Annotated in this window: 9 protein-coding genes; 7 read left to right on the top strand and 2 right to left on the bottom strand. The window is 66.6% G+C overall.

The window, feature by feature from the left end; all coding sequences use genetic code 11:
• Together sphsw_RS20370 and sphsw_RS08630 are read left to right on the top strand one after the other, a co-directional pair.
• A partial coding sequence (locus sphsw_RS20370) for a hypothetical protein (RefSeq protein WP_235188333.1) occupies positions 1-215 on the top strand: 215 nt, incomplete at its 5' end.
• A gap of 70 nt (positions 216-285) precedes the next feature.
• A complete protein-coding gene (locus sphsw_RS08630; protein ID WP_152555446.1) occupies positions 286-825 on the top strand; it encodes a hypothetical protein in 540 nt (179 codons plus the stop codon).
• Between the two features lie 65 nt (positions 826-890).
• Here sphsw_RS08630 and sphsw_RS08625 read toward each other — a convergent pair whose 3' ends face one another.
• Positions 891-2378 (bottom strand): glycosyltransferase family 39 protein, encoded by a 1488-nt coding sequence (locus sphsw_RS08625; protein ID WP_160172621.1) that lies wholly within the window; start codon positions 2376-2378, stop codon positions 891-893.
• Positions 2379-2441: 63 nt separating this feature from the next.
• On the bottom strand, positions 2442-4748 hold the full coding sequence (locus sphsw_RS08620; RefSeq protein ID WP_235188332.1) for a glycoside hydrolase family 3 N-terminal domain-containing protein: 2307 nt from the start codon (positions 4746-4748) through the stop codon (positions 2442-2444).
• A 164-nt stretch (positions 4749-4912) separates the two neighbouring features.
• On the opposite strand from sphsw_RS08620, the gene sphsw_RS08615 reads away from it, so the two are divergent.
• The 5 genes from sphsw_RS08615 to sphsw_RS18820 all read left to right on the top strand — a co-directional run.
• Positions 4913-5980, top strand: coding sequence for a LacI family DNA-binding transcriptional regulator (locus sphsw_RS08615; protein ID WP_081874234.1), 1068 nt, complete (start codon positions 4913-4915; stop codon positions 5978-5980).
• Complete coding sequence (locus tag sphsw_RS08610; protein ID WP_042466884.1) at positions 5977-9042, top strand: TonB-dependent receptor; 3066 nt, start codon at positions 5977-5979, stop codon at positions 9040-9042. Before sphsw_RS08615 ends, sphsw_RS08610 begins: the two co-directional genes overlap by 4 nt.
• 68 nt (positions 9043-9110) lie before the next feature.
• On the top strand, positions 9111-10565 hold the full coding sequence (locus tag sphsw_RS08605; protein ID WP_031440248.1) for a glucoamylase family protein: 1455 nt from the start codon (positions 9111-9113) through the stop codon (positions 10563-10565).
• Between the two features lie 66 nt (positions 10566-10631).
• Entirely contained in the window at positions 10632-11531 is a 900-nt protein-coding gene (locus tag sphsw_RS08600) for a hydrogen peroxide-inducible genes activator (protein WP_031440247.1), read from the top strand.
• A 93-nt stretch (positions 11532-11624) separates the two neighbouring features.
• A partial coding sequence (locus sphsw_RS18820) for an ABC transporter transmembrane domain-containing protein (protein ID WP_042466883.1) occupies positions 11625-12589 on the top strand: 965 nt, incomplete at its 3' end.

Here is a 12589-nt window from a genome sequence, read left to right as displayed (position 1 = left end):
TCCTCCGGTGCCCGGCGTCACCTGTCATCCACCACGCTGATCCCACGCGATCCTTTTTCAACAGTCTCACCCCTTTGTTGCCGGTGAATGCACCGTGCATTTTCTCCGGTTTTTCCGGTTCTGGTCACGATCTATCCAGCCACGCCATTGCGCTGCAACAATTATCGTCGATTCGGACCTTTTCTCATTTCGTTTGCGACATCACCGTGACATAACCGCAACATAGTGTCGTATGGCGAAACCCGAGGCCGGGTTCTGCCAAGCCAAAGCTCATAAGGCGATCATATGCGAATGTTATCGGCCATCTCTGTTGCCCTGTCAGCGCTGCTCGGCGGCGCGCTGCCGATCGCCCCGGCTGTTGCCGCGCAGGCCAGAGAAGACTCGTCGAAGACATTGGATGCGCTGGCCGCGTGCCGAGACATACCGGGCGATGCAGCCCGGCTTGCCTGCTTCGACACGACCGCCGGGCAGATCGCGCGCGCGCGCCAGGCAGGCGACCTGCTTGCGCTCGATCGTGGCAAGGTTATCGAGCGCAAACGCCAGCAATTCGGTCTTGCCGATGCCGGTCAGAGCCCGCTCGGCGGCGGTGAGGCGGATCGCGTCACACGCGTTACGGAGGTGCAGACCACGATCACCACGGCAAAGCCGGCGAGCTATGCGCGGTTCGCGCTGCAACTGGCGAACGGCATGGTCTGGGAAACGATCGAACCGCTCTCGCTGCAACCCCGGCCCGGTACCGCGATCACCATCCGGCAGGCCGGGTTTGGCGGGTTCAAGGCGTCGATCACCGGAGAGCGCGCGATCCTCGTCAAACGCCGCCGCTGAGGCCGGTCGCTATCTTCGGCACCTCTTAAAAAGGTGGCGTCCTGCGGTCGTGGACGGGCTTCAGATCAAGGCCGACATGCTCGGCGCGTCCGCGGGATATCGATCAGCGTCACCGCCGGGGCGGTGTCACGGGTGAGCGGTCGGGCGGTCACCGCCGGATCGTCAAGTATCGGCGGATGAAAGGGTCCCCATTCGACCACCGCGCCGCAACCCCGGTCGCGAATCACCGCAAGCGCGGCGGCGGGCGACAAATGCGGGCCCGAATACAGCCCGTCGGCCCAGCGTTCACGATAGGCCGACTGAACGACGATCGGTCTCGGGCCCTTGAGCTCCGCGTTTGAGCGATAGCGATCAAGCGCCAGCGCGACCGCATCGTCGCCGACGATGACGAGCGCGGGTTGATGGCTTCCAATCAAGGCCACGGCCTGGTGCCAGTGCTCGCGCTCACGGCTGGGCAGCCAGCTCGCCAGGCCGATGGCGCTCAGACCGAGCAGGATGGCGCCGCTTGCACGGGCGACGGGGGTCGATCTTATCCGCGTCACACCGAGCGCCACGAGCACCAGCTCTGGTCCGCTCGCCCAGCTCAGCGTGCGCGGCAGGAATATCGGCACCCGCTGGCTGATCGCGAACAGCAGTAGCGGCGCGCCGATCGTCAGGACGGCGAGCAGCCGCACTTCCGGTCGCGCCGCGCGCACCGCACACGCTGCGAGCCCGGCGAACAGGCCCGCCAGCAGCAGCATACCCGCAATCCCCGTCTCATGGGGAAAGAGCGGCAGATAGACCTGTGCGGTCATCGCCGCCGCGTCGCGCCAGGACGGTGTGGCGATCCACGCGATATTGGTCACGGGCATCGTCATCTGGCGGACGCTGATCATCGCCCACCACCCCCAACCGGCCAGCACCGCGACGTTCGTCGCCAGCCACCGCGCCTGTGCCCGTCGGTCACTCCGCAGCAACCAGAGCATTGCCACCCCCGCCAACCCGGCAAACAGCGCGACCGTCGTATGCGTATACAGGCCGATGAGCGTCGCAATGCCGTAGAGGACCAGCCCACCCGGTGTCCGGCGACGCAGATAGAGGACCATGCCAGTGCAGGCGAGCAGCACCGCCAGCTGCGCGAGCGCATAGCCGCGCAGCTGTTGGCTCAGATCCGTGCCCAGCGCGGACAGAGACAGCAGCGCGGCGGCGAGGAGCCCGACCTTCGCATCCCCGACCGCTCGCCCTAGCCCATAGGCGGCGCCGATCCCCGCCGTCCCGATCCCGATCGGCAGGAGCCGCACCGCGACATCATCCTGGCGGACCAGCGCGATCCAGCCCGACAGCATCGTGTAGAACAGTGGCGGGTTGGTCTCGCGCAGCATCCAGCTGCTCCACAGCCGCGACACGGGCTGGCGGGCGAATTCGAGCGACGCCAGCTCGTCATACCAGAGCGAATACTGCGCCGTGTAGATGCGAAATGCCGCAACGGCGACGAGCATCAGCGCCAGCATCAGCGGCGCGCGCAGGCGGCCCGCCGCCGCCGGGGAACCACCATGCTGATCGACCCGCTTCACCCGCATCGCCTTTCCCGATCACGCGCGCCCGCACAAGGGGCGGCCTCACCGCATCGACGATCGTCAGACGAGCTGAAACTCCCCGGATACACCCTCAGCCTGTGCGGACGGCGCGATCCACAGGCGGAAGCGGCCCGGCTCGACCGTCGGTACGAGATCCCGGCCGATGAAGAGTAGGTCGTCGCGACGCAGCGTGAACGACACGACCTGCCGCTCGCCCGGCTTCAGCGCGACACGGCGAAACGCTTTCAGTTCGCGCACCGGACGCGTCACGCTGGCCGCGAGATCGCGGATATAGAGCTGCACGACCTCTTCGGCGGCGCGCGTGCCGCCATTGGCGATCGTCGCGCGCACCGTCAGCGCGCCATCGGTCGACAGACGCGCAGCGCCGAGATCGAGCGCTTCGTATTCGATCGCACCATAGGTCAGGCCATGACCGAACGGGAACAGCGCGGCATTGGCGAATTCGCGGTAGCGCGCCTTGTATTCGAGCAGCGGCCCTGGCGGGTTGGGGCGTCCGGTGTTCTTGTGGTCGTAATGATAGGGCTCCTGGCCCGTGGCATGCGGAAAGGAAACGGGCAGCCGCGCCGACGGCCCGGTCTTGCCGAACACGATGTCGGCGATCGCCGGCCCGTCCTGCGACCCCAGAAACCAGGTGACGAGGATCGCCGGCGCCTTGAGCACCGCTTCGCTGAGCACCAGTGCACGGCCGGTACGCAGCAGCACGACGATCGGCGTGCCGGTCGCGGCCACCGCCTCGGCCAGCGCCATCTGCGCGGCGGGGATCACGATCGACGCCCGCGACTGCGCCTCGCCCGACATGCGCTGGCTCTCGCCGACCGCCAGCAGGACGACATCGGCCGCGCGTGCGGCGGCCACGGCTGCGGCAATCCCGCCGGGGAGCGGATCGTCGATCCCCGACCCTGGCGTCACGCTGACCTGCGCCGGATCGGCCACTGCGGCCCGGATACCGGTCACCAGATCGACCGCTTCGGCGTCGGTGCCGTACACGTTCCACGGACCGATCAGGTCGTGCTGCCCGGCCGCGAACGGGCCGATCAGCGCGATCCGCCGTCCCTGTCGCGGCAGCGGCAGCAATGCGCCCTCATTCTTCAGCAGGACGATCGACCGCGCCCCCGCATCGCGGGCCAGCGCCAGCGTCTCGCGCGTCCGGATCCGCGTCTTCTCGCGACGCGGGTCGATCCGCCGGAACGGATCGTCGAACAGTCCGAGCGCGACCTTGAGCGCGAGGACGCGGCGGACCGCCTGGTCGAGCCGCGCCATCGGCACCTCGCCCGCCGCGACGAGCGCCGGCAGATGCGCCAAGTAGAACCCGCTTTGCATGCTCATGTCGACGCCGGCCATGAAGGCGAGCTTGGTCGCTTCGCGCGCATCCGTCGCAAAACCGTGCGCGATCAGCTCCTCGTCACCGGTATAGTCGGACACGACCAGCCCGCCAAAGCCCCATTCACGGCGCAGGATCTGCGTCAGCAGCCACGCATTCGCGGTCGCCGGAACGCCCGAAATCTCGTTGAACGCCGCCATCGTCGTCGCAGCCCCGGCGGCGAAGGCCGACTGGAACGGCGGGAAATACACCTCGCGCAGCGTACGCTCGGACACGTCCACCGTGTTGTAGTCGAGCCCGGCTTCGCCCGCGCCATAGGCGGCGAAATGCTTGGCGCACGCCGCGACCGCGTCCGACGCCGCCAGTCCCCGCTCGCCCTGGAACCCGCGGACCCGCGCGGCCGCCATCATCCGGCCGAGCAGGACATCCTCGCCCGCCCCCTCAACACCACGGCCCCAGCGCGCGTCGCGCGCGACATCGACCATCGGCGCGAACGTCCAGTCGATCCCCGATGCCGCCGCCTCGGCCCCCGCGGCCCGGGCGGTACGCCGTGCAAGTTCGGGATCGAAGCTTGCCGCCTCTGCCAGCGGGACCGGAAACACGGTCCGCAGCCCGTGGATCACGTCGGCGGCGAACAGCAGCGGGATCTTCAATCGCGACTGGCGCATCGCAGCGGTCTGCATCCGCTGTGCCATCACCGCGCCATTGCCGTTGAACACCCCGCCCAGACGCCCGGCGCGGACCTGCGCGAGCTGTTCGTCGAAACTCGACGACCCGCCCGCGGGGTTGAGCGCGGTCGCCGCCCCCCCCGCCCAGGCCGCCGCCATCAGCGTCAACTGCCCGGCCTTCTCGACGACGGTCATGCGCGCAAGCACGGCTTCGACCGATGCGGGCAGGGCACGCGGCTGTGCCGTCTGCTGCAGCAGCGCGCGCGCGGGGTTCGCCGCCCAGGCGGTCACCGCCCCGGCCCCCATGATCATCGCCCGTCGTGAAATCATCCGTTGTACCATCGTCGCCGCCGTCATCCGCTAACCCTTTGTCCGTGCCTGTTTCGACCGCCCGGCTCCACCGGGCTGATGATCGTTGCAAGGTTCTTGATCCCCGTTTGTGGATCATGTAACCGGTTACATCAAGAACAACATTTCCAGCCGCGAACGACGGCCGACGCCAGAGGGGATCCTGACCAGCCATGTCGCACGCCACGATCCGTGATATTGCCCGCGAGGCGGCGGTGTCGGTGGCGACCGTGTCGCGCGCGATGAACGGGCTCGCCAGCGTCCGCCCCGAATTGCGCAAGCATATCGAGGAGGTCGCGACGCGGCTCGGCTATGTCCCGCATGCCGCGGCGCGACACCTGAGCTCGGCCCGCTCTGGCATGATCGGCGTGGTGATCCCCGATCTCCACGGCGAATTCTTCTCCGAACTGCTCCGCGGTATGGACCGCGAGGCGTCGGAGCGCGGGCTGTACCTGATGCTGATGAGGATGCACGGCGACGCGGCGCGCGGTGTGGCGGCGCTGAACGCGATGCGCGGTCGGGTCGACGGGCTGCTGGTGATGGCCCCTCAGGTCGCGGCGGACGAGCTGCTCGCGCACCTGCCGCGCGACATGCCCGCGGTGCTGCTGAACTGTGCGCCGGGGCAACCCGGTCGCGCCGAACTGCGCATCGACAACGCCGCCGGCGCCGCCGCGATCGTCGAGCATCTGATCGCGACCGGCCGCCGCCGGCTGGTCCATATCACCGGCCCAGAGGGGAATATCGATGCGGAGGAACGGTGTCGCGGCGCGCGCGACGCCTGCGCGCGTGCGGGCGTCGCGCTGCGCATCCTGCAGGGGGACTTCAACGAACCCTCGGGCATCGCCGCCGCCGCGACCCTTCTCGACGAGGGGTGCGACGCGGATGCGATCTTCGCCGCGAACGACATGATGGCGATCGGCGCGATGATGACGCTGAAACGGGCCGGGATTGCCGTTCCGGAGCAGATTGCGATCGCCGGTTTCGACGACATCCCGCTCGCCCGGCTCATCACGCCGTCGCTGACCACCGCAAGCATCGACATCGCGGCCTTCGGTGCGCGCGGCGTCGCACGGCTGGCAGGCGCGATTGCCGGGCAGGACGATGGCCTACCCGAGCAGCGCGTCCCGGTCGTCGTCATACGGGAATCGACCGGCCAGCCCGACCCGGCACGACCCAACGCATTTCTATCCACAATCCACAACGAGACACCCGATCAATCGGGAACAGGGGAACGACCATGACCAAGATGATGTTGCGTGCGGCAGCGCTTTCGCTGACGGCGCTGTCCGGCGGGGTGCTGTTCGCCCCAGCGCCGGCAGCCGCCCAGGTCGGCCAGGCGTCGTTACGCGGCACGATCACCGCGCCGGCGGACAATCCGGTCGTCGAGGTCACCGCGGTCGAGGTCGCGACCGGCCTGCGTCGCACGGTGCCCGCTGACGCCGCTGGCGGCTACAACTTCGCGTCGCTGCGCGCAGGCACCTATCGCCTCGAGATCAAGCAGCGCACCGGTATGCGCAATTCCGACAGCTTCACGCTGCGCGTCGGGCAGAGCGCCGGGCTCGACCTCGACCTGTCGAGCGCCGCGACGCCCCCCGCCACGCAGCCGGCCACGCCCGGTGCCGAACCCGATCCGACGGCGGACACCGGGGCGACCCCGGCGGCCGGCGGCACGGGCGACGAGATCGTCGTCACCGGCAACCGGATCCGCTCGCTGTCTGGCGGCCAGGTCGGCAGCAACATCACACAGCGGCTGATCGAGCAACTGCCGCAGAACAACCGCAACTTCCTTGCCTTCGCCGATCTCGCACCGGGCGTCCGCTTCATTGAGGACGCCAGCGGCGCGTCGCGCATCCAGGGCGGCGGCCAGGACAGCCGCACCGTGAACGTCTTCGTCGATGGCGTCAGCCAGAAGGATTACGTCCTCAAGAACGGCATCACCGGCCAGGATTCGTCGCCCGGCAACCCCTTCCCGCAGCTCGGCATCGGCGAGTATCAGGTGCTGTCGTCCAACTACAAGGCGGAGTTCGACCAGGTCAGCTCGGTCGCGATCACCGCGGTGACCAAGTCGGGCACGAACGAATTCCACGGCGAGGGCTTCTTCGATTACACCAACCAGAAGCTGCGCGACCGTCGCCCGAGCGAGATTTTCCCGACCACGATCCCGAAGGTGGACACGAGCAACAAGCAGTTCGGCGCGGCCCTGGGCGGCCCGATCATCAAGGACAAGGCGCACTTCTTCTTCACCTATGAAGGCAAGCGCATCACCAGCCCGTACGACGTGCGACCCGAGAACGGCTATCCGGTCGCGTCGATCCCCGAACAATATCGGGACGATTTCGGTACCTTCGCGCAGCGGTTCAAGGAAGACCTGTACTTCGGCAAGATCGATATCGTGCCGACCGACAATGATCTGATCGAGCTGTCGGGCAAATATCGCAACGAATCCGGGCTGCAGAACGCGACGGGCATCAACGCCGCGAGCACGTCGACGCTGAACAAGGTCGTCGACAAGCGCGGCCTGCTGCGCTGGCAGCATACGGGAAATACTTGGATCAACGACGCGCGCGTCTCGTATGAGGATGTGGTCTTCTCGCCGACGCCCGCGACCGACGGCATCACGCAGTTCTTCCAGGCGACGCAGCGGATCGGCAGCGGCACGCAGCGCACCGATCTGCTTCGCGCCGGCGCCGGTGGCAATTTCCAGACCAAGGGTCAGAAGGGCTGGACCGTCCAGGACGATTTCACCTTCACCGGCCTTCAGGGGCACACGATCAAGGTCGGCGCCAAGGCGAAATGGGTGAAGCTCAACACGCGCGAGCAGAACCTGACCAACCCGCAATATACCTATGACGTCAACGCAATCCCCGGCGTCGCCTTCAACGACACGCTGCCCTACCAGCTCCAGTTCGGCGCCGCCGTCGCGGCGGGCAATCCCAACGTCCGGTCGAACAATTTCCAGATCGGTTTCTATGCGCAAGATGATTGGGACGTCACCGATCACCTAACGCTCAATCTTGGCCTGCGCTGGGATTATGAGCGGACGCCGGCCTATCTCGATTATGCCACCTCGGCAGAGAATGTCGCAGCAGTGTCACCCGCCAATTACGGCAACCTCACTGGCGCCGACTACGACATCAACGACTATATCTCGACCGGCAACAACCGGAAGGCGTTCAAGGGTGCGTGGCAGCCGCGGCTGGGCTTCACCTATCGCTTCGACGAAGCCGGACGCTTCTCGATGTTCGGGGGCTATGGCCGCTCCTATGATCGCAACCAGTTCGACTTCCTGCAGCAGGAGGTCAGCCAGGGCGCGTATCAGGTCCGCACGTTCAACTTCATCGGCAATGATTCACTCAACCCCTGCGTGCCGAGCCAGACCTGTATCGCATGGGATCCGGTCTACCTGACCGAGGCCGGACGTCAGCAGCTGGCAACCTCTGCGAGCGGCGGCGGCCGCGCGATCGTCATGATGAACAACGACCTGAAGCTGCCCTATTCGGACCAGTTCAGCCTCGGTCTGCGCGGCCGTTTCTCGCCGGTCGAACTCGAACTGGGCTTCACGCATATCGAGAGCAATGACGGGTTCGCATTCCTGCTCGGCAACCGCCGCCCCGATGGAAGCTTCTTCTTCAACGATCCGGCCAACCCGACCGACGTACCGCAGTCGCCGTTCTCCTTCTCGCCGAACGGCTTCGGGTCGATCATTCTCGGCACCAATGGCCTGAAGACCAATTCCGATGCCGTCTATTTCAAGCTGACCAAGACCTATTCGGCGGCCTCGCCGTGGAGCATCGACGCGACCTACACCTACACGCAGGCCGACGAGAACCGCCAGTTCGGCGAAACATATTCGCTCGATTTCGCCCAGCTCTCCGATTATCCGACCTTGCGCTCGTCGGGCGTGCCGCGTCACCGGTTCGTCATCGCGGGCAGCGTCGATACGCCGATCGGGGTGACGATCTCGACCAAGTTCCAGATCGAATCGCCGATCTATCTCAAGGCGTTCATCGACAATTCGGATCCGTTCTCGCGAACGCTGGTCGGGCGCGAGGCCGATGGCCTTGGCGATCTCTGGGGTCGCCGACAGCTCGATTTCGCGTTCACGAAATATGTCCCGCTCGGCTTCATCTCCGATCAGACCAGGATCCGCATGCGGCTCGATATCCTGAACGTGATGAACGACCGCAATTACGTCGATTTCAACAACAGCCCGCTTGATCCGAATTACGGTCGGCGGTCGACCTACAGCACGGGCGGCAACGCTCCGCGCACGGTCAAATTGTCGGCGGGTTTCTCCTTCTGACCTGCCCCCGGGGGACGTGGCCCAGCCACGCCCCCGCTTTTTTTTGAAGACCAGACCCGAAGGATATCATGATCGATCGCAGGCAGATGCTGGGCCACAGCACGCTCGGCCTGGCGGGACTCATGGCCGGCTGCGCCGCGCCGTTCCGCCCCAGTGCTCCCCTCCCCAGCGCGCCCCTACCCCGCCCCGGGACCATCGCCACGCCGATGCCGAGCGCCTTGCTCGCGGACCTCCATCACCGCAGCTTCCGCTATTTCTGGGACACGACCGATCCCGTCACGGGTCTTGCACCCGATCGTTGGCCGACCCCGTCCTTCGCGTCGATCGCCGCGGTCGGCTTCGCGCTCACCGCCTATCCGATCGGGGTCGAGAATGGCTGGATCACGCGCGACCAGGCGCGCGCGCGGACCCTGGCCACGCTCGAATTCTTCGCGGCCGCCCCGCAGGGCGACAGCCGCAGCGACGACAGCGGCTTCAAGGGCCTGTTCTACCATTTCCTCGGCAGGACCAAGGGTCACCGCTTCGCGCGGGCCGAACTGTCGACAATCGACACTGCGCTGCTGATCGGCGGGGTGCTGTTCGCACAGAGCTGGTTCGATACCGAACATCCGGGCGACGTCCGGATCCGTGCGCTGGCGGACCAGCTCTATGCCGCGATCGACTGGACCTGGATCACCCCGCGTGCACCGTTCATGGCGATGGGCTGGCATCCCGAAAGCGGCTTCATCCCGCATGACTGGAACATCTACAACGAAGGCCTGCTGCTCTATATCCTCGCGCTCGGCTCGCCGACGCACGCGCTGCCGGCAGAGAGCTGGGATGCGTGGACGAGCCGGTTCGACGCGCAGTGGGGCGACCGCTGGGGCGGCGAGCCGCACGTCCAGTTTCCCGCGCTGTTCATCCATCAGTACAGCCATTGCTGGATCGACTTCCGCGGTATTCGCGACCGCTACATGACGGCGAAGGGCATCGATTATTTCGAGAACAGCCGCCGCGCCGTCCGCGCGCAGCGCGCCTATGCGATCACCAACCCCGAAGGCTGGGTAGGCTATGGCCCCGACGTCTGGGGGCTCACCGCGTGTGACGGCCCCGGCGATTTCGCCATCGACATCGGTGGCCGCCGCCGAGAATTCTTCAGCTATGCAGCCCGCGGCGTCGGCGACCGGGACGACGGGACGCTGGCCCCGACCGCGGCGGCGGCATCGATCGCGTTCGAACCCGAATTGTCGAGCCGTGCGATCGAGACGATGCACGCCCGCTACGGCGCCCGCATCTACGGCAAATACGGCTTTCTCGATTCGTTCAACCCGACGCTGACGGCCACGTCGGTGCCGCTCAAGCATGGCAGCGTCAATCCCGCTGCGGGGTGGGTGGACGACGATTATCTTGGCATCGACCAGGGCGCGATCGTGGTCATGATGGAGAATTGGCGCACCGGCCTCGTCTGGACGACCATGCGCTGCAATCCGCATATCCGCCGCGGGTTGCAGCGCGCGGGGTTTACCGGGGGCTGGCTGACCTGATCGCCGCACCGGGCGATGACGCGATAACAGGTGCGCACGGCCGGCTCGGGCGCGATAGGATGACGCATGCATCGCCCCAGGACCACCATCCGCCAGCTCAGCTATTTCGTCGCGCTTGCCGAAAACGGCAGCTTCACCCGCGCGGCCGAACGGATGGGCGTGTCGCAGCCGTCGCTCTCGCAACAGATCCGCGCGCTCGAGACGATTCTCGGTGCGCCGCTCTTTGAGCGCGGCGGGCCTGCGATCCCGACGCCGCTTGGCCGCGAGCTTCTCGAGCGCGCGCGTCGGATCCTGTTCGACCTTGCGGACCTGGAGGAAGTGCGCGTCGCTTCAGCGGACGCGCTGGTCGGGACGATCCGGCTGGGCGTATCGCCGACGCTCGGCGCCTATCTGCTACCGACCTTCGTCGCGCGTCTGCACCGTGACCATCCGACGCTGCGCATCCATGTCCGCGAAGGCCTGCCCTCCGCGCTGACCGCGGGACTCGCGGCGGGTGACCACGACCTGATCCTCGCACAGCTGCCGGTCGCCGGGCGCGGATTCCACACCGAGCGTCTGTTCCGTGAGGCGCTGTATCTGGCGATGGCGGCGGACCATCCGCTGGCCCCCAAGGCTGGAATCGAGATGGCCGATCTGCGCGGCCAGAACCTGCTGACGCTCGTCGCGGACTATCGCCTCGCGCAACAGGTCGCCGCGATCGCCGGCGAAGTCGGCGCGGTCGTGCTCAATGATTACGAGGGCACCAGTCTCGACGCGATCCGGCAGATGGCCGGGATGGGCATGGGACTGGCCCTGCTGCCCGAGCTCTATGTCCGCCAGGAAGTGCGCGACGGCGACGACGTAACCGTGCGGCCGTTCAACCAAGGTCGCCAATATCGCGAGATCGCGCTCCTGTGGCGCATCGGCGCGGGCCGTGCTCCCGCCTATCACCTGATCGCCGACCTGTTGCGCGCGGTCGGCCCATAGGTTTATCCTATCGACGATATAGCCGCCCCGTAGTTGCATCAATAAGGCTGTGCGGCGATTCTAATTGCGGGCTCGAGCAGTTGGATGACGCAGGTGGCAGGCAAACGAATCGGATGGCGTGAAGCGCGCGGCTGGCTGGGCGAGATCGTTGCACCCGATACGCCCTATCTCCGCCTCGCAATGGTGTACGGCGTCGCGATCAGCCTGTTGTCGCTCGCCACGCCGATCTCGGTGCAGCTGCTGATCAACAGCGTCGCCAACACCGCGCTGCCCGCACCGTTATGGACGCTGGCCGGGCTGTTGCTCGTGCTGCTGCTGTTCGTGGCCGGGCTCAGCGCGATGCGCTTCTGGGTCATGGCGCTGTTCGAACGGCGGTTCTTCGCGCGCGTCGTCGCCGAAATCACCGAACGCGCCGTCCACGCGCAGAACCCCTTCTTCGCCGATCAGAATCGCGGCGACCTGTTCAACCGCTATTTCGATCTCGTCGTGGTGCAGAAGGCGGTGCCGAGCCTGGTGATCGGGGCGTTCACGATCATCCTCCAGTCCGCGGTCGGGCTGGTCGTGACGAGCTTCTACCACCCCTTCTTCCTCGCGTTCAACGCCCTGCTGATCCTGCTGGTGCTCGCGATCTGGACGATCTGGTCGCGCGGATCGATCCGCTCCGCGGTCGCGCTCAGCCACGCCAAGCATGAGGCCGCCCGCTGGCTTGAAAGCCTGGGCGGATCGAACGGCTTCTACAAATCCAGCCGCCATCTCGATTTCGCGATGGATCGGTCCGAAGCCGTCACTGCAACCTATGTTGACCGGCACGAACGCTATTTCCGCTACAGCTTCGCGCAGACCGTGGCCTTCCTGCTGCTCTATGCCTTTGCCAGTGCGGCGCTGCTCGCGCTCGGCGGCAATCTGATCCTGCGCGGCGAATTGTCGATCGGACAGCTGGTCGCGGCCGAGCTGATCCTGAGCGGCGTCTTCTACGGCGTGTCGCAGCTCGGCTGGTATCTCGACACGCTCTACGACCTGATCGCGAGCGCGGAGGAATTGTCGCTGCTGTTCGCGAT

This window comes from Sphingomonas sp. FUKUSWIS1, assembly GCF_000733135.1.
In the GTDB taxonomy this organism is placed as follows: Bacteria; Pseudomonadota; Alphaproteobacteria; order Sphingomonadales; family Sphingomonadaceae; genus Sphingomonas; species Sphingomonas aerolata.
The sequence above is the reverse complement of the archived record's forward strand: the minus strand, read 5'-3'. Positions and strand labels throughout refer to the sequence as shown.